This is a genomic window from Allofrancisella frigidaquae (genome assembly GCF_012222825.1).
Classification (GTDB): domain Bacteria; phylum Pseudomonadota; class Gammaproteobacteria; order Francisellales; family Francisellaceae; genus Francisella; species Francisella frigidaquae.
The window spans coordinates 685,739-704,804 of record NZ_CP038017.1; the positions used below are offsets into that span (position 1 = coordinate 685,739).

Sequence of the window (19,066 nt, forward strand, 5' to 3'; positions counted from 1 at the left end):
TCAATATCATCGTGGTGTTATCAAAAAAATCCAGCATAATTGTTACATGTTTAAATTAATTTAAAACTATATTATATTAAAATTATTTATAATATAATATTTTTTATGTCATACTGATAAACAGACTAATTATAAGTCAATAGAATGCATCATAACTGATTTGGAGGATATTACTAATGTTATATAATTTACATGTTCCTGAAGGATTTAAAGATTTTTTAAATACAATTGCAGCAGATATTTACGTTATACCATGGTCAGAGAAGCTAGTTTCTTTAGTTTATGAGAGCACAGGTTTTAAAATTGCCTTTGGTTATACAGAGTATGGATATCTTAAGTTTGGTAAAATAAAACCAACTGTAGTAAAAGAAGCTAAAGCAATAGCAGCTAAAAACCAACTGCTTCGAGACAATAAGTATATAATTCCTAAGTTGAGTGTAGATGCTTGTAAACAACAATTACAACCTGAAGAGTTAGTTAATCTAATAGATAATCCAAAAGATAATCTATTAAGGCCATTTTTACCTGATATCGATGGAGGTGCATTATTATTAGTTTGTAAAGTAACTAAATTAATTTTAGCAGTATTGGTTTATGATACTCCGATAGATCATCGGTTACACTGTTACTATAATTGGGGTAATTCTGGTAATAATAAGCCTAAATATCCTAAACAAAATTTTGTTCATATATCATACCTTTACTCAAGTAATGCGGTATATAAAGAGAAACAAGAATTTGAAGGAAAAAAATCAGGATTTTTTGCTAATGGTTACGCTAGAGTTCTTCTATCTGTATTTTGCTATAATTATAAAACTGAACTTGAAAGTACAGATAAGGCTTTAGAATATTATGGAATTATGTTTAACAATCCAAACAAATATTCTCAAAACCCCAGAGCAAAAAGTGGTCTCACAAAAATAGAATATAATCATAATGATGGTAAGGAAATTTTTGATAATTTGTTCAAAACATTTTGGGACAAACAGGATTTTGGTGAATTGGTCAAATTTATAAAACAATTACATTTAACGACTTTAAAGCTCAATAACCAAAACTCTTTAGATATAGCCAGATCTCTTAGGAAGGATTTATTAACAGCTCAAGAAATAAATTTTCTTTTATCAAAAAACATTATTAATAGAAGTAGTCCATATTTTAAGAAAAAGATAAAGAGCATCACAAATTATATATCAAAAATTATAATTATAAGCAGGATTGTAAGAAGTAAGTTTAATGGGGAAAATAAGCTTAAATTTAGTAAAGATATTTTACCAGAAGTAGATAAATTTTATAAATTTAAACAAACTCAAGTTTTTTCAGACCGATCTAATATAAATCTTAGCAAGGAAGTAATTGACTTACTAATTAAAGCTTTACACTATGAACCACCTTCTAAGACACCAAGAAAACCACCTGATAACCAGCGGTATAAAATAAGTAATTATAAAGATGTAGAATCTGATGGAAATTGTTTCTATAGAGCAGTATTAAGAGCAGCAAGAGATAATAATAGTGCTCATTTATTACCTATCAATAGAGCTAGTGATGAAGCAATAATCCAAGCAATGCGATATGATTTATTACAAGTTTTTGATAGTTATAATTTTCAGCAAGCTTTAAGGAATTCTGGATATAATGCGGGTAACTTAGCTAATATTAGAAGTAGCCTAATTCAGATGGGTAATTGGAATAATTCTGCTGGCGATTTAGCACCACAATTACTCTCATTGGCTTACCCGGGCTTGAGTATTAATATTGTCTCAACATATGTAGGCGGTAACAATATGCAAACGGTTGGTAATGGTCATAATATCATCACATTAGGTTATACTGGCGACCATTATTTTGCAGGCCAGCTAGTAGAAAATAACGTTAGTGTGCTCAATGTGAATAAAATACAACAAAGTAATTTAAAGATTAACAAACCTCAAAAACTTACCTCACCTGTTGAAAACTTATCAAAGCAATCTTCTTACAATATAGTCGGTCAAAAAAGGAAGGGTTATGATTTATCACCTTATACTCTAGAACAGGAAATCAGAATAGACCTTAGTCAGCAGAATCAAACCCACACGAGCGGGCTATATGATTGTACTTTTCTAGGCTGCGGTAGAAGTTTTCCCTATCCATCGATTTTAAACGTTCATATGCGAGCACATACAGGAGAAAGACCTTATTTATGTGCTTTTCCAGGTTGTGAAAAAACTTTTAAACAATTAGGCGGTTTGCAAATACATATATTATCACATACGGGGGAAAGACCCTATAAGTGTGATTATTGTGATAAAGCTTTTATTAATTTATCGCACCTAAAGAGGCATCAGCGAATACACACACAAGAGAGGCCATATAAGTGTGACTTTGAAGGCTGTGGTAAAAGTTTTAAGGTTTCAACGCAGTTAATACAACATAAGCGAATACATACAGGAGAAAGACCATATGTATGTAACTTTGAGGATTGTAGTACAAGCTTTAGTAAGTTAAATGAACTAAAGATACATATGCGGACACATACAGGGGAGAAATATGAGTGTGACTTTGAAGGCTGTGATTATTATACTATTCGACCAAGTGATTTAACTAAACATCAGCGAATACATACAAAAAAAGAGAAATATGAGTGTGACTTTGAAGGCTGCGATTATTATACTATTCGATCAAGTGATTTAATTAGACATAAGCAAAGGCATATAAAAAAGAAATATGAGTGTGACTTTGAAAGCTGTGATTATTACGCTACTCGACTAGGCGATTTAACTAAACATAAGCGAATACATACAGGAGAAAGACCATATGTGTGTAACTTTGAGGATTGTGGTACAAGCTTTAGTACCTCAATTGAACTAAAGACACATATGCGGACACATACAGGGGGAGAAATATGAGTGTGACTTTGAAGGCTGTGATTATTACACTATTCGACCAGGTGTTTTAATTAGACATAAACGAAAACATACAGGAGAGCGGCCATATGTATGTGAAGTGTGCAATCTTACATTTACTCGAAGTGGCGCTTTGAAACATCATAGGGAATCACTCCATGGATTGTAATGTTAAAATTGAGCGAGCTACTTTATTAAAGGGACTTTCCAAATAAATGTGTAAATTCTTAATTAACCTGCTAGATTATTTCTAGCGAAATATTAAGGATAGAAACAATGTCTAAGAATAAGAAGTCAGAAGATATTTACACAGCTATTGCAGATCAAATAATAGATTCAGGTGTTGATATTAATCAAATGTTTGAGAAAGATGGTTTGCTAAAGCAACTAACAAAACGATTATTAGAAAAAGCACTAGATGCAGAAATGAATAGTCATCTTGGTTATTCAAAACACCAAAGGACTAATTCATCAAATGCTAGGAATGGCTATAGTAACAAGACATTAGCTACAGACACAGGTAATTTGGAAATATCAGTTCCACGAGATAGAGATAGTGACTTTGAACCTCAAATAGTTCCCAAAAGAGTCACCAAGATAAACGGCTTAGACCAAAAAATTATATCTTTGTATGCTAAAGGTATGAGTACTACAGATATCCAACAACAGTTATTTGAGTTATATGATACAAAGATAAGTACAAGCTTTATAAGTGATGTTACAGAAGCTATTATTGATGATGTTAAAGCATGGCAAAATAGACCTTTAGAGTCAGTTTATCCAATAGTGTTTTTTGACTGTATAGTCGTTAAAGTTAGAGAAGACAAGCATATTATTAATAAAGCTGTGTATGTGGCTCTTGGCATATCGTTAACTGGTCATAAGGATGTATTAGGTCTTTGGATCAGTCAAAATGAAGGTGCTAAATATTGGCTTAGTGTTTTTACTGAATTAAAGAATAGAGGCTTACAGGATATATTTATAGCATGTACTGATAATTTAAAAGGCATGTCTGATGCTATACAAGCTATATACCCTGAGACAAAGCATCAGCTTTGTATCGTTCATCAAATTCGTAATAGTCTTAAGTATGTGCCATATAAAGACAAGAAAGAGGTAGCTAGAGAGTTAAAGAAAATATATGATGCTGATACCATTGCAATAGCTCAATCTGAGCTTGATAACTTTGCAAATAAATATGATACTAAATATCCTTTAATTTCAAAGTCATGGATAAATAATTGGGATAATTTAACTGTATTCTTGCAATATCCTCCAAAAATTCGTAAAGTTATTTACACTACTAATGCGATTGAATCGCTTAATAGCCAGTTTAGGAAAGTCATTAAGAATAAAAAGCTATTTCCTAAAGATGACTCTGTTTTCAAATCTTTGTACTTGGCTATAGATTATTTGACTAAAAAATGGTCTATGCCTGTTAAATATTGGAATGAGGCTATGCCTTATTTCGCTATCGAGTTTGAGCATAGAATTCAGAGATTCATGTAAGTGAATTTACACAGTTAAGTGGAAAGGCTCTTATTAAACGGTGTATTTAAAACACAAGTACTTATACAGTTGTGAATTAGTCTAGACTTTTACAAATAAGCTTATTAGGGTCTAATATTTCTTTTAATTCTGTCTCTTTTATATCTGTTTCAGCTAAAGCAACTTCTAGTATAGATTTATTTTCTTTATAAGCTTTTTTAGCTATTTCAGCGGCTTTTTTATATCCAATATGCTCATTAAGAGCTGTAGCTAATATAGGATTTCTATAGACAGTTTTTTGTATGTTGTCTTCTCTAACTTTAAAAGTAGCTATAGCTTTTTCAGCTAAGTGTTCTGCTGAATTTGCTATTAAAGATATACTTTGAAGTAGATTGTAAGCTATAACAGGTAGCATAACATTTAATTGAAATAGCCCGCTCTGAGCTCCAATTGTAATACAAGTATCATTACCAATAACTTGAGCACAAGCCATACATACAGCCTCTGGTATTACAGGGTTTACCTTACCTGGCATTATGCTACTTCCAGGTTGAAGAGCTTGTAGCTCTATTTCATTAAATCCGGATAAAGGACCGCTGTTCATTATCCTTAGGTCATTTGAAACTTTCATAAGCGTTGAGGCAGTATTTTTTAAGCATGAAGAAAGTTCTAAACTGTTTTCTTGACCACTCATCAAAGCAAAATGGTTTTGGCTAGGCTCAAAGCTAACACCTGTAATTTCAGAAATGACCTTTGCTATTTCTTTAGCAAAATGTGTTGGTGTGTTAATTCCAGTACCAACAGCTGTTCCACCTTGAGCTAATCTACAAAATCTAGGAATACAGTTTTGTATTCTTTGTAAATTTTCTTCAAACTGAAATCTCCAGCCTGATATTTCCTGAGAAAAATCTATAGGCATAGCATCCATTAAGTGAGTTCTACCAGTTTTAACACATCCTTTTAATTCTTTTTCTTTAGTTTTACATACCTTGATAAGCTTTTCTAGCTTAGGTATCAAGTCTCTTTTGACTAATAAAAGCGAAGAAACAGTTATAGCTGTAGGAATTACATCATTACTACTTTGGCTCATATTAACATCATCATTTGGGTCTAAATTTATTCCAAATTTTTCTTTTGCAAATCCAGAAATGACTTCATTAACATTCATATTAGTACTAGTACCTGAGCCCGTTTGGAACACGTCTAAAGGAAATTGATTAGAATAATTACCATTTCTTAATTCTTGAGTAGATTTTTGTATTGCTTGTGATTTTTCAAAAGATAACTTGTTTGAGTTATAGTTAACTATAGCAGCAGCTTCTTTTATATATAAGACAGCATTTATAAAATTCTTAGGCATTTGTAGGTTGCTAATTTTAAAGTTATCTATGGCTCTTTGAGTTTGAGCTCCATATAATGCTCCATCTTTTACAAAAACCTTACCTAGACTATCAGACATAACAGGCATATTAAAAACTCCTTGAACTATATATGGTTAGTTTAACTTGTATGTTTTGTTAGAGGTAGTATTTATTGCAAAAGAGTGGGTTGATTGGATTTAGGGTTTTATACTAGGTGTTTTTTTGTTATTATTATTTACTATCAAATTATTAAAATTAATAGATTCAATTATAATGAAACTTATCACTCCACCTTAGTTCTAATTTTCTTATTCATTAAGTCTGTATCCGCGATCAGTATATAATTATACGTAAAAGAATGCTTTTAGAGCATGCTTTTAAATTTTAAAATATTTTGAGGTAATAAATAGAAATGAAACAAGGTATTAGTAATTTTTTGATGCCATTTGGTGGTAGTTATAGAGTGGATTTTTTATCTGGTTTAACCGTAGCTTTAGCTTTAGTTCCAGAAGCAGTAGCTTTTTCTTTAGTAGCAGGAGTTAATCCAACAGTAGGATTGTGGGGAGCTTTCTTTATGTGTCTAATAACAGCTATTATAGGCGGTCGTCCTGGTATGATATCCGGTGCAACTGGTTCTATGGCCGTTGTTATGGTATCTATCATGTTACTATTTCCGGGCGATCCTGTAACTGGTTTGAGTTATCTAATGGCAACGGTTTTACTTACTGGGGTTATAGAGGTTGTGATAGGAGTTTTAGGTTTAGGTAAATTTATCCGTATGATGCCTAAATCTGTGATGGTAGGTTTTGTTAATGGTTTAGCAATAGTGATTTTTCTATCACAAATCCAATCTTTTAGGATTTCACCACCAGGAGTTGAGCCTTCTGTATGGATTAGTGGAATTAGTCTTTGGATTATGGTTAGTTTAGTACTTTTAGCTATGGCGATTACTCATTACTTACCTCGTTTTACAAAACTTTTGCCTTCAGCACTTACAGCTATTATAGTAGTTACATTGATTGTGATATTTATACCAATGCCAGCAGGTGTTAGTATGCCAACAGTAGGTAGTTTAATGGCAATGAGTGGGGGAAGTATATCACATAGCTTTAGTATTCCTCATATTCCTTTATCTTTAGAGACATTTAAAATCATTGTGCCATATGCATTTATATTGGCTATTATCGGTTTATCAGAATCTTTGATGACTTTAGTTTTTATTGATGAGCGTACGCAAACCCGTGGTAGAGGTAATAAAGAATGTATCGCTCAAGGGGTTGGAAATATCGTATCTAGTTTTTTTAAAGGTATGGGTGGTTGTGCTATGATCGGTCAAAGTATGATTAACATATCTTCTGGTGGGCGAGGGCGTTTATCCGGAATTACAGCAGGGGTATTTTTACTTATATTTATCTTATTGGCTATGCCCTTGATCAAAATAATACCTTTAGCAGCATTAATTGGTGTGATGATTATGGTTGTGATAGAAACTTTTGAATGGGCATCTTTTAAAATGATGCGTCGTGTGCCTAAAAAAGATGTGCTGTTGATTATAGTCGTGACAATTACTACAGTAATGTTTGATTTAGCAATAGCAGTTGTGATTGGTATCATTATAGCTTCGTTAGTATTTTCGTGGGAAACAGCCAAGAATATTTGGGTAGAAGAGAAAACTAATGAAAATGGTGAGAAGGAATACATTGTTCACGGGCCTTTGTTCTTTAGTTCTACAACTGGTTTTAAAGGTTTATTTAAATTTGCTAAAGACCCAGAAGAAGTAATAATCGACTTTAAATACTCACGTGTAGCTGACCAGTCTGCTATAGATGCTATTCAGTGGGTTGCTGATGAATATACTAAGCTTGGTAAAAAATTACACTTACGCCATTTAAATCAAGAATGTAAAATTTTACTAGGTAAAGCGGGTGATCTAGTGGAATTAAACATTTTAGAAGATGAAGATTACCATATTGCGACAGATAGATTGGCTTAGCGGTTAGTCCTACATCAACAAGCTTAATAATGTTACATCACGTTTGGGATTTGTGCCACCACCAGCAAAAGGCTTATCTTTTAAGTTTGGATTTGCTTTTTCTTCTACTTGAGCGAAGAAATAATCCATATCAATATGTATAATTTTTCTTACCCTACTCATGGTTTTTTATTTATAAATACCTGCAAAAGGATCTATGCTAGAGTCTTCATACCAGTTATATTCTATTTCTATACTTTTTTGTTTTGCTGCCTCATAACCTAGTAAATCTGCAACAAATCCCAAACTCATATCTATGCCTGCACTAACTCCTGAGCTTGTATAGATATTACCGTCTTTAACCCATCTTGCCTTATCTATCCATATAACATCAGCAGCTATAGATTTTGTCCAGTTTAGAGCTTTCTTATTTGAGGTGGCTTTTTTACCATCAAGTAACTTTGTTTGGGAAAATAAAGAAGAACCAGTACAGACCGTAAAAATATATTTAGCATTATTTGCTAGCCTAGTAAGTTCAGCTATCAACTTTTTATTATGAATTAGCTGACGAGTACCCATACCACCCGGTATAAATAAAATATAATTTTTAGAAGTTATCTTAGAGAAATCTTTAGTGTTTATTTCTACTGCTTGACTACTAGTGACTATACCACCATTAATTGAATAATAGTTTGGTCCAAAATCGCCTTTGAAGCTTCCTAAGACCTCAATTGGACCAAATACATCTAAGGTTTCAAAATCATCATATAAGATAGTTACTATCTCTAACATACTTTTTTATTAAACTTTTTATTTATTTTTTATTTATAAATAGTACAGTAAAGTAAGCAGTTTTTATATCGTCTTTTTTAGTTTAAAATATCAATAAAAACATTGCCTACAGTGAGATACTAAAATTAATCCAGCGTGACTTTTTTATAAGGGATTAACTATATATAATTGTTTCTAATAAATATAAAAAGTACAAATAAATGATTTTTTTTAAAAATGTATCTTATCAAGTTGAGATAAAAGAGTTATTTAATGATATTAACTTTTCTATTTTCCAAAATCAAAAAATAGGTTTAGTTGGTAAGAATGGTACCGGTAAAACTACACTTTTCAACTTGATACAAGCAAATATTTCACCTGATAAAGGTGATATAGAGCTAGCTAAAAATACGCGTATAGTTACTGTTAAACAGGAAGTTGATGATTTTGAAGCTACAGTTATAGACTATGTGATTAATGGTGTTGAATCTCTAAGATCTTTAAAACATAAGATGGCAGAAGCTTTAGATAAAGAAGATTTTGTTGAGTATTCTACGTGCCATGAGGAATATGAATCGTTAGGAGGCTATTCTATAGAGTCTCAAGCTAGTAAGCTTTTAGCAGGCTTAGGGTTTAGTATTAGTCAATTAGAACAAAAAGTAAAAGAGCTATCTGGTGGTTGGCAGATAAGGTTAAACCTTGCTCAAGCACTTTTACAAGAGTCAGATATTTTGCTACTTGATGAACCTACAAACCATTTAGACTTAGATGCAGTTTTATGGTTAGAGCAATATTTGCAAGAATATAAAGGTTCTTTGTTGCTTATTTCGCATGATAGGATTTTTTTAGACAATGTTGTTAAGCAGGTTTTTCACATAGATGAAAAAAAGATAGTTGCATATACTGGTAATTATTCATCTTTTGAAAAACAATCGTATGAACAAAAAGTACTTCAACAAAAGCAATTTGAAAAACAACAAAAGCATATAGAGCACTTAGAGAGTTTTATTAATCGCTTTAAGGCTAAAGCTTCAAAAGCCAAGCAAGCTCAAAGCCGAGTCAAAATGCTTGATAAAATCCAACGCATAGAAGCTGTAAAAACTGAGTCAGAATTTAGTTTTGAGTTTAAGCAACCAAAAGAGCGTTTAAATGGCACACTTGTCAGTTTACAAAATGCAGATTTGGGATACTTTCAAAATAAGGTTTTAAATAATATAAATTTGGTTATTTATAATGAAATGCGTATAGGGCTTTTGGGTCTAAATGGTGCTGGTAAATCAACACTGATTAAATCTCTAATTGGTGAAATAGATATACTTTCAGGTAAGATTGAAAAGCATCCAAACCTTAGAGTAGGCTATTTTTCACAGCATTCTTTGGATATGTTAGATATGCAAGCTAGTCCTTTGTTACATATGCAAAGGCTAGATACGAAAGCTACCCAAGAAAAACTTAGAACATTTCTGGGGAGTTTTAACTTTACGGGAGATAAAGCTTTAGCTAAAGTAGACAGTTTTTCTGGTGGTGAAAAAGCAAGGTTAGCTTTGGCGATGATAGTCTATCAAGAACCAAACTTTTTGCTACTTGATGAACCTACAAACCATTTAGATATTGGCGTACGTGAAGCTTTGACAGTAGCGTTGCAAAGCTTCCAAGGAGCTATTATTCTTGTCTCGCATGATAGGTTTTTGTTAGAGTCTACGGTTGATGAGTATATGCTGGTTGGGCAGGGTGAAGTTAAAGTTTTTGACGGTGATATGCATGATTATTACAAGTATATTTTAGAAATTAAAAAGCTTGAGAATAATGTCTCCGCAAAATCCCAAAGTGTAGATGTTAAAAAGGAAAATTGTAAGTTTTCAGCAGATAAAAGAAAACAGGTTAAACCTCTCCAAGACAAAGTTAAAAAATTAGAAAAAAGTTTAGATAAGCTACAACAACAAAATCTAGTTATAGAGAAACAATTACAAAACCAAAATTTATATGGTAATAAAGAAAAATTACAGGAAACTCTTATAGAGCATGTAAACCTAAAAGAGCTATTAGAGGAAACAGAGTTACAATGGTTTAAGGCTTTAGAAGAGTTAGAATCCACAAGGGAATAATAGTTAAACCAAAACCTAGTTACTATTTTTAACCACTTTGATTATTAGTTTTTATTATGTTAAGTTAATAAGTACCCTTAATATAAAAAACTAAAAAAATGATAGAACGTAATAAAGGCGCATATGCGCCAGTATTTTATCCTGCTATTATTTTAGCAATAACCTTTTCCTTAATGGGTATATTTGCCCCAACTGTATTCTCAAAATATATGGGAGTAGTACAAAATTTAATTTTAAGTAACCTAGGGTGGCTATATATACTAGGGATGAGTATATTTGTTTGTTTATGCATATTTCTAATGTTTAGCAGATTTGGGGATATAAAATTAGGTCAAGAACATGACTTACCTCAATACGGTAATATTTCTTGGTTTGCTATGCTTTTTGCTGCGGGTATGGGTATTGGACTTATGTTTTACGGTGTTGCAGAACCTTTGCAACACTATCTAGCTCCACCTGATCAGTCACTAGACCAATTTTATTTAGCACAAGAAGCTATGAATATTACTTTCTTTCACTGGGGAGTAGAGGCTTGGTCTGTCTATGCTATAGTTGGGTTATCATTGGCCTACTTTGCATATCGTCATGACTTGCCATTATTGCCTAGGTCTATACTATACCCAATATTAGGCAAGCATATTTATGGCCCTATAGGCCATGCTGTAGATGTATTTGCTATACTGGGTACACTTTTTGGAGTTGCTACATCCTTAGGCTTTGGTGCTATGCAAGTTAGTGCCGGAATGAGTTTTTTAGTGGGACTTCCAGATAATGTAAACATGCAGATTATCTACATAATATTTATTGTTTTTCTAGCTACAGTTTCAGTAGCCTTAGGGCTAGATAAAGGAATCAAACTTCTTAGTAATTTTAATATTATCTTAGCATTAGCGTTACTAGCTTTTGTATTGTTTTTTGGCCACACTACAGACCTTATAAAAGATTATTTCCAAAACATAGGTTATTACTTAAGCACTATTGTTAATAAAACTTTTAATTTATATGCTTACAATAAAAACAATCAGACTTGGTTAAAAAGTTGGACTTTATTTTATTGGGGTTGGTGGATAGCTTGGTCGCCGTTTGTTGGGATATTTATTGCTAAAGTTTCAAAAGGTAGAACTATTAGAGAATTTGTCGTAGGCGTTTTATTTATTCCGGTTGGTTTTACATTTTTATGGATGACTATTTTCGGTAATTCAGCTATTAATATAGTTATGAGTGGGGCAGGCTCAGAGCTAATAAATGCTTCTCAAAATAATATTCCTGTAGCTTTATTTGAGTTTTTAAGATTTTTTCCATTTTCTACTTTTGCGTCTATTTTAGCTGTATTTTTGGTTATAACATTTTTTGTAACTTCAGCAGATAGTGGCTCTTTAGTGATAGATATACTAGCAACAGGTAATGCTAAAGAATCAATTACAGCTCACCGTGTTTCTTGGTCCATACTAAGTGGTTTGCTAGCTATATCTTTACTCTTAGCAGGAGGTTTGCAAGCACTGCAAGCTGCAACTATAATCAGTGCTTTTCCATTATTATTTATACTTTTTTTTATGTGTATATCTCTTATAAAGAGTTTAAGGTTAGATTTTTTACGTATAAAGAGTATCGAAACTCACTCAACAGTTGTTCAGTATGTTAAGGCAAATACATCTTGGCAAGACAGGTTAGCAGCTATAGTTAACAAACCAACAAAAAACCAAGCCCGAGAGTTTCTAAAAGAAATTGTAAAACCAGCTATACTAGAAGTAGCTAATAAAATGCAACAAACTGGGTTAGATACAAAAGTAGACTTAGGAAAAGAGCAAATTCATTTGGTAATTTCTAAGATAAATTCAGATAATTTTGTATATACAGTTATGCTTAGAGTTTATGACTCCCCTAGTTATAGAGATGATGATATTGATAAATATACTAGAGTGGAAGTTTTTCTAAGCCATGGTGGTCAGTATTATGACATTATGGGTTACTCAAAAGAGCAGGTTATAGCTGATATTATTAATCAATATGATAAGCATCTTCATTATTTACACCTAGCCGTAGCAGATAAGGATATTGTTAACTAATTTTCTTTAAAATTTTTTAAAATAGTATCACGAAATTATTAATTTCTGCCTTAAGCTCTCAAACAAATATATCGTAGCAGCTTGAGCCACATTTAATGATTCTATATTACTAAGTGTTGGAATCATAGTTTTTTGTCCAAGTGAGAAATCTACTATTCCATTAGCTTCTTCACCAAAAACTAAAATACTATTATTAAGCTTAAAACTTTGGTCATAACATGATATTCCCTCATGTGGAGTTGTTAGCCATATTTGACGTTGTTTTATTTGTGGATGATTACAAAGTTCTTTTAAACTTTCAAAGTAGCCGAAAGTTAAACTAAATTGAGCGCCCATGCCAGCGCGTATTGCTTTAGGATTAAAGGGATCTACAGTACCATTTATAAGAGCAACTTCGGTTAGCCCAACAGCAATAGCAGTGCGTAATATTGTCCCCATATTGCCAGGATCTTGGATACGATCTAAGACTAATAAAAAATCATCATTAAATTTTAGATCCTTAACCTCTGGTTTATATGCAAGTAGCATGATTCCCTGGGAGTTATGTGTTTGAGAAAGCTCAGTAAACTCTTTTTCAGAAACGATAAATTTTTGCTCTATATCGTAGCTTTCATTATCACTTTCTCTGGTCAATATAAGTGCTGCAATTTGGGTTTTATCGAGCCTAACTAATGCCTCTTGGCAACACCTAAGCCCTTCAATAATATAGAATTGCGATTTTTTTCTACCTTGATTTGAGTGTAATTTCTTTATTTCTTTTTGGAGCTTTTGAGTCAGAGTTTGCATTTGAGACAGTATGTTTTTTACTTTTACAGTTATTGTATGTTTTTTAATTATTAGTTTAAATAGTAATATTAATCATAGGACTGTTACAAACATTTAAAACACTAAAATTGTAAGTTTAGTTTTATGAAGTTTATGAGCTTACAATGCTTTTTCAACTTCAATAGTTTTAGATTCTTTGGTACATTCAGGTTTCTTAGGCAGTACTACCCAAAGCATCCCTTTTTTAAATGATGCTTTAGCTTTATCAACATCTACTGTATCAGGCAAAGATAGACTACGCTCATAACTACCATAATTAATTTCACGCATCATATAGTTTTTATCTTTATCTTGCCTAGAGGTGGTTTTTTCTCCTTTAACTGTTAAAATTCCGTTGTCTATGGAAACTTTAATGTCATCCTCTCCTAATCCTGGCATTTCAATTTCAATTTTAAGTTGATTTTTTTCATCAACAACATCTACAGCAGGGCAAAGAGATAAGTCTTCAAAACGTTCAATAGAGGAGCTAAATGGTTCAAACCATTCATAGATATTATTAAATGCCTTATTAAACTCGTTTTGTGCTGTTGACCAGAATGGTGTATTCTTACGCTGACCTAAATTAATAGGAACATTTTTCTTAGTAGCTAGCAAATTCATAATTACCTCCTATTGGTAGTGTTAGAAAAGCAACTACTATTATTCTCTATTTTTCCCAAGGGCGTCATTGATTAAAATCAAGGAAGGTACACAAAAAGTTAGTTAAATTTTAAGTTACTAATTTAACGTAAGGAGAAGGTAATTATGAAAATAGCAAATTTGATGACAAAGGAGCCTATAACTTTAAATGAAAGCGCAACTGTATTAGAGGCTGTTAAGGAAATGGAAGAATCTAACTGTGGTATTTTGCCGATAGTCGATGACGATAAGGATATTAAAGGTGTTATCACTGATAGAGACATTATAGTCAGAGCGATAGCAAAAAATAAAAACCTAGAGAAAACCTGTATCACAGAAGTTATGAGTAAGAATCCAGTCTTTTGTGAAGAAGAGGATTCATTACAGCATGCTGTTTCTCAAATGACTCGCCACAATATACGCCGCGTATTGATAAAAAATAAAAATGGGGCTTTCTGTGGTATTTTATCTCTTATAGATGTTATTCATCGTGTAAAAGATAAGACTTCATTAGCCGACTTATTTAAAGATGCTAATGCAGAATCATAGTTTATAATTATAAATACTAATCAATTGGTAAGTTACAAGGAAATGTTTTTGAGCAATGTTGGCAGACATAAGAGATTAACTTTTTAGGTTGGGGGATATTAACATATTCCCCCTTAATTTGAACATTACAACGAGTATAAAGTTTGCTAATTGCTCTTGAAAAAGTCTCTGGTCTCATACCAAGTTTTAAGGCTAATATGTTTTTTGGATAGGGTAAATGTATAGTAGAGCTTTTCTGATAATTAGTATTAACATTGTTATTTAATCTTAATAAAAAACACCCTACACGCTGCATAGCGTTCTGGATAGATAGATGTTCAATATGTGCATTCAATAAAAGTTGCTTTTGCGACATTTTTTGTAAAAAGCTAAATGATAAATTGCTATCTAACGTTAACAATAGTTTTAATTTATCAAGAGGCAAAGTAAAACCCTTAAGATCAGAAATGGCATGTGCCATATAAGCTTCTTCTCTAGATGAGGTTGTAATAAGTGATTCACCGTAATAATGATCCTGTGAAAGGATATCAATAATAATTTCTTCACCATCAACACTTACTCTAAAAAGTTTTAACCAGCCATTAGTTACATACAGAAAAGTTTGTAAACTCTGGTCATAATCCATAACTAAAGTATTTTTCCTATAAAAAAAACTCGTTGAAATTTCTGAAAGCTTCTCAAGTGTAGTATTTGATGCTTGAGAGAATAGCTCAATAGTCTTTAAAAAACTTATCTGCATAACCATCTTCTCCCCCATATAGTTATCAAATATAAAAGTGTGCAATTTTATCCTTTTTGCTATAGAGTAGTAATTCACTATAAAATTTTCATGCTAAATTTATTTTGGTATTTCAATTTAATCAACTCTTAAAAGCAAGTTTTGAATCATGAATTTTTCTCTTATAGTGCATGTTTGTTTTTATAGAAATTAGTTTTATACGTTAGTAAATAGTCGATTATTAGATGGAATTATTGACTAAAATAAAAGATTTATAAATACATTTTCTAGCAAAAAGTTAAAATTAAAAGTCGTGAGAACTTTCAGGTACTGTTGCAAACTAAAATTATATGTTTCTCACTGTGTTAAAAACATTCTCAAAATGCTCATTTACTACATGTAAACTGCGCTTTTCGAATACGTCTGTCTTGTTACCACCCATCTAATTCCAGCTTGCAACAGCCCCTTTCAAGGCTTAAACATAGCTACTGTAACACTGTTATTGGCTAAAATTATAGTTGAAGAATATACATTTGTGGAAGTTTATATGATAATTCTCTTAGGCAAGTTTATTTTGAAGAAATTAGGACTCTATATGCTAAAAACTAAAAGCTTAACTCCGTTACAAAACGATATTATCATAAATAAAGCTACAGAAAAGCCTTTTACTGGTAGGTATAATGAACTAGATTGTGAAGGAACTTATATTTGTAGGAATTGTGTTACACCATTGTTTTAATCAGATAGTAAGTTTATATCAAGTTGTGGCTGGCCTAGTTATGATATTCATATCGCTGATAATGTAAAGCAACTACCCGATAGAGATGGTCGTAGAATAGAGATCTTATGTAATAGTTGTGACGGACATTTAGGACATATTTTCCATGGTGAAGGATATACTCAACTAAATACTCGATACTGTGTAAACTCAGCGTCTGTGGATTTTATACCGTTTAGAGGTTTTGGTGAAACAGAAGAAATCATACTAGCAGCAGGGTGTTTTTGGGGTGTGGAATATTACTTAAAAAAATTAGATGGAATACTCCTTGCGGAATCTGGCTATTGTGGTGGTGATCAGCCATATCCTGATTATAAAAGAGTTTGTGATGGTGATACAGGATATCTAGAAGTAGTCAGAGTTATATTTGATAAGAATAAATTATCTCTAGATGACGTTTTAAAATATTTCTTTGAAATACATGATTTTGAACAAGTAGATGGCCAAGGTCCTGATATAGGAGAACAATATAAATCTGCAATTTTCTATTATACTGATGAACAAAGACAACTAGCCACAAACCTAAAGAAAACGCTAAATGATAAAGGCTACAACGTAGCTACTGAAGTTATAGAAGTAAAACTTTTTTATATTGCTGAAGATTACCATCTGGATTATTACTTTAAAAAAGGCTCTTTACCGTATTGTCATACTCATAAGAAAATATTTTAACCTTTTGGAAACAATCTATTTTTTATTCCTAAAAATAGAACTAAAGATAGGATTATAAATCCTAATTGTTGGACTGGTATCTCTACCATAAGCTCTGAGATGGAGTAAAAACTAAGTATAAACCCACCAATACCAGCTATAGCGAATTTGGTTAATCTATTTATAGCGTTACCAGCAGCAAAGCCTTCTTTGAGTAAGTCTATAATTTTTGAAGTCAATGTAATATTTACCAAAGCAAAGCAAGCTGTAGCAAGAGTATTTAATAATACAAAAACGTAGATGTTATTAAATATATAAGAGCATATTAGATTAATTATTATAACAACTGTAGATATAAGATAACCTGAAAAAATAATGTTATTTTGATTATATGGAGTTATATTTTTCTTTATATAGTAGCTTGCAAAGACTATACCCAAAATATTAGTCGCAAATAAAATGCAGTATTGCAAATATCCTAAATTAAAATATTCTATAATAATGTTTGATGAAGCATTTATAAAGCTAAATAGTGCTCCAAAGCATAGTCCAGCACCAATAGCTCCTAAAATAAAAGGAACATTTTTAGTATGTTTTATATACACGTAAAAGCTTTGTAATAAACTTGATGATCTTTTATGTGGCTTGTGGGTTTCTGGCATTATAAATGTCAAGCATAATAAAACTACACCATACAGGGTTAAAAAATGAAATATATTCTGCCATTTACCGGTTGTATAAATAATAAGGCTACCAATTATTGGTGATATTATAGGGGCAATCATAAATACCATAATCATAGTTGCCATCATTTTGATTAATTTTTGCCCACGGTAGCAGTCTTTTAATATAGCCATAGAAGCTACAGCAGCAGGAGAGTCACCAAGACCTTGGATAAATCTCATAAAAATTAAAGTTTCAAAGTCTGAGCTTAATGAACATAAGATAGTACTAATTGTATATATAAGCATACCTAAGATAAGTATTTTTTTGCGGCCATACCTGTCTGATAATGCTCCCCATATCAACATACCTATACCAAAACCTACAAGGTAAGTAGATACTGTAATAGTCATCTTGCTTACATCTACATTTAAGAATTCACTTATGTTACCAAAAGCAGGAATATAGGTGTCAATAGCAAAAGGAGGCAAAGCAACGAAGATAACTATAAAAAATATTAAATATTTACTACCTTTTCTAAGTTTCATATTTATAGGGGGAATTATTGTAATTTCGATAAACTATTTTAACAGATAATACTTATCAAAATTAAAAATTATAGGAAATAAAGAAAAGTTAAGCTTTAGCTTTTGCGATGGCTTCTTCAATATTAGAATATTGAGTGTAACCACCGATTATAGTAGTATTGCTATCATCAGCTTTTTCAGCAGGTGCAATAACTAGGAAAGGTGTGCCTTGGATTTCTAAGTCTTTAAAGCCCATCTCCAAAGTATCTTGTAGATGCTCAGAAATTTTATTATTTTTAATTACTTGTTTAACTTTAGTTATATCAGCACCAGCACTTTTTGCTACATTATCAATAGTTGAATTTTTAAGTTTACCTTCATCTTCACCAGTAGCAAATATACCATTATGATACTTAACATAAGCTTTAGCACCATAAATTTTGTATATAGCAGTGCCTACTTCAGCAGCATATTCAGAAGCAGGGGCTCTTTGGCCAAAGATAGGAAATTCTACAAACGCAACCTGTACATCTTTATGATTTACTATTGCTTTTTCAATTTCTGGTGCAACCTTCGAACAATACATACATTGATAATCAAAGAACTCATAGATAACTACAGCAGGATCTTTTATATCTGTTTTAGGTGTTAAATCCGAGTTGTATATACTATCTTTGACCTTTAAGAAGTTAGTAACTTGTTCAGCACTCATTTTTTGCATTAAACTATCACGTAGCTCTTTCATGCTCTTATCAATAGTTTCTTGAGAAATGGCAGGCTTCTTACCATTAATCGCATCTTCAAAGCCAGCTATAACTTTATCAGAATTAAAGCCGTAATCTTTTAGATTAGGATCTTGAGTAATGTGCGAACCCATACCGTACCCAATTGTGTAGCTAGCATCTGATTTAACGTTATCCACGTTAGATTCATTTGCAGTAGGTGTGCTTATAGCTACAGAAGATGTAGTTTCATCATTATTATCGCTACTTCCAGAGCATGCTACTAGACTAGTAGTTATGATTGCAATTGCTAACGCTTTTAAAAGTTTTTTCTTAGTCATTATATTTTTACTCCTTAACCAAAATG

General features: G+C 31.8%; 12 protein-coding genes and 3 pseudogenes. 7 read left to right on the plus strand and 8 right to left on the minus strand.

Going from position 1 to position 19,066, the window contains the following annotated elements:
• Positions 1-176 precede the first annotated feature (176 nt).
• Both E3E15_RS03220 and E3E15_RS03235 read left to right on the plus strand, forming a co-directional pair.
• Complete coding sequence (locus E3E15_RS03220) at positions 177-2,888, plus strand: C2H2-type zinc finger protein (RefSeq protein WP_172106569.1); 2,712 nt, start codon at positions 177-179, stop codon at positions 2,886-2,888.
• Positions 2,889-3,161: 273 nt separating this feature from the next.
• Positions 3,162-4,394, plus strand: coding sequence for an IS256 family transposase (locus E3E15_RS03235; protein ID WP_172106156.1), 1,233 nt, complete (start codon positions 3,162-3,164; stop codon positions 4,392-4,394).
• Between the two features lie 76 nt (positions 4,395-4,470).
• Here E3E15_RS03235 and E3E15_RS03240 read toward each other — a convergent pair whose 3' ends face one another.
• Positions 4,471-5,841, minus strand: coding sequence for a class II fumarate hydratase (locus tag E3E15_RS03240; protein WP_172106570.1), 1,371 nt, complete (start codon positions 5,839-5,841; stop codon positions 4,471-4,473).
• Positions 5,842-6,146: 305 nt separating this feature from the next.
• Between E3E15_RS03240 and E3E15_RS03245 the strand changes: the two genes are divergently transcribed.
• A complete protein-coding gene (locus tag E3E15_RS03245; protein WP_209451684.1) occupies positions 6,147-7,727 on the plus strand; it encodes a SulP family inorganic anion transporter in 1,581 nt (526 codons plus the stop codon).
• Between the two features lie 33 nt (positions 7,728-7,760).
• Here E3E15_RS03245 and E3E15_RS03250 read toward each other — a convergent pair.
• Positions 7,761-7,889, minus strand: a pseudogene (locus E3E15_RS03250) (Y-family DNA polymerase); the annotation flags it as partial.
• A gap of 6 nt (positions 7,890-7,895) precedes the next feature.
• Entirely contained in the window at positions 7,896-8,498 is a 603-nt protein-coding gene (locus E3E15_RS03255; RefSeq protein ID WP_035718859.1) for a DJ-1/PfpI family protein, read from the minus strand.
• A gap of 200 nt (positions 8,499-8,698) precedes the next feature.
• Between E3E15_RS03255 and E3E15_RS03260 the strand changes: the two genes are divergently transcribed.
• Together E3E15_RS03260 and E3E15_RS03265 are read left to right on the plus strand one after the other, a co-directional pair.
• Positions 8,699-10,582, plus strand: a complete 1,884-nt coding sequence (locus E3E15_RS03260) for an ABC-F family ATP-binding cassette domain-containing protein (protein WP_035718862.1) — start codon at positions 8,699-8,701, stop codon at positions 10,580-10,582.
• Positions 10,583-10,683: 101 nt separating this feature from the next.
• Positions 10,684-12,648: a BCCT family transporter gene (locus E3E15_RS03265; RefSeq protein WP_035718869.1), complete on the plus strand. Its 1,965-nt coding sequence runs from the start codon at positions 10,684-10,686 to the stop codon at positions 12,646-12,648.
• 27 nt (positions 12,649-12,675) lie between these two features.
• Here the strand turns inward: E3E15_RS03265 and E3E15_RS03270 are convergent, their stop codons facing one another.
• Positions 12,676-13,434, minus strand: coding sequence for a TrmH family RNA methyltransferase (locus E3E15_RS03270; RefSeq protein WP_035718864.1), 759 nt, complete (start codon positions 13,432-13,434; stop codon positions 12,676-12,678).
• Between the two features lie 138 nt (positions 13,435-13,572).
• A complete protein-coding gene (locus tag E3E15_RS03275) occupies positions 13,573-14,073 on the minus strand; it encodes an Hsp20/alpha crystallin family protein (RefSeq protein WP_172106571.1) in 501 nt (166 codons plus the stop codon).
• A 144-nt stretch (positions 14,074-14,217) separates the two neighbouring features.
• On the opposite strand from E3E15_RS03275, the gene E3E15_RS03280 reads away from it, so the two are divergent.
• Positions 14,218-14,640, plus strand: a complete 423-nt coding sequence (locus E3E15_RS03280; RefSeq protein WP_035718878.1) for a CBS domain-containing protein — start codon at positions 14,218-14,220, stop codon at positions 14,638-14,640.
• A 16-nt stretch (positions 14,641-14,656) separates the two neighbouring features.
• On the opposite strand, the gene E3E15_RS03285 is transcribed toward E3E15_RS03280, so the two are convergent.
• Positions 14,657-15,379: a Crp/Fnr family transcriptional regulator gene (locus tag E3E15_RS03285; RefSeq protein WP_162173586.1), complete on the minus strand. Its 723-nt coding sequence runs from the start codon at positions 15,377-15,379 to the stop codon at positions 14,657-14,659.
• 574 nt (positions 15,380-15,953) lie between these two features.
• Between E3E15_RS03285 and E3E15_RS03290 the strand changes: the two are divergent.
• Positions 15,954-16,808 (plus strand): annotated as a pseudogene (locus E3E15_RS03290) (bifunctional methionine sulfoxide reductase B/A protein).
• Here E3E15_RS03290 and E3E15_RS03295 read toward each other — a convergent pair.
• Entirely contained in the window at positions 16,805-17,998 is a 1,194-nt protein-coding gene (locus E3E15_RS03295; RefSeq protein WP_172106572.1) for a multidrug effflux MFS transporter, read from the minus strand. The pseudogene E3E15_RS03290 and the gene E3E15_RS03295 sit on opposite strands and share 4 nt — an antisense overlap.
• A gap of 91 nt (positions 17,999-18,089) precedes the next feature.
• Positions 18,090-19,040, minus strand: a pseudogene (locus tag E3E15_RS03300) (DsbA family protein); the annotation flags it as partial.
• Positions 19,041-19,066 lie beyond the last annotated feature (26 nt).

Coding starts and splice junctions, on each gene's coding strand:
- E3E15_RS03220 (WP_172106569.1), top strand. CDS start 177: ATGTTATATAATTTACATGTTCCTGAAGGATTTAAAGATTTTTTAAAT.
- E3E15_RS03235 (WP_172106156.1), top strand. CDS start 3,162: ATGTCTAAGAATAAGAAGTCAGAAGATATTTACACAGCTATTGCAGAT.
- E3E15_RS03240 (WP_172106570.1), bottom strand. CDS start 5,841: ATGCCTGTTATGTCTGATAGTCTAGGTAAGGTTTTTGTAAAAGATGGA.
- E3E15_RS03245 (WP_209451684.1), top strand. CDS start 6,147: ATGAAACAAGGTATTAGTAATTTTTTGATGCCATTTGGTGGTAGTTAT.
- E3E15_RS03255 (WP_035718859.1), bottom strand. CDS start 8,498: ATGTTAGAGATAGTAACTATCTTATATGATGATTTTGAAACCTTAGAT.
- E3E15_RS03260 (WP_035718862.1), top strand. CDS start 8,699: ATGATTTTTTTTAAAAATGTATCTTATCAAGTTGAGATAAAAGAGTTA.
- E3E15_RS03270 (WP_035718864.1), bottom strand. CDS start 13,434: ATGCAAACTCTGACTCAAAAGCTCCAAAAAGAAATAAAGAAATTACAC.
- E3E15_RS03275 (WP_172106571.1), bottom strand. CDS start 14,073: ATGAATTTGCTAGCTACTAAGAAAAATGTTCCTATTAATTTAGGTCAG.
- E3E15_RS03280 (WP_035718878.1), top strand. CDS start 14,218: ATGAAAATAGCAAATTTGATGACAAAGGAGCCTATAACTTTAAATGAA.
- E3E15_RS03285 (WP_162173586.1), bottom strand. CDS start 15,379: ATGCAGATAAGTTTTTTAAAGACTATTGAGCTATTCTCTCAAGCATCA.
- E3E15_RS03295 (WP_172106572.1), bottom strand. CDS start 17,998: ATGAAACTTAGAAAAGGTAGTAAATATTTAATATTTTTTATAGTTATC.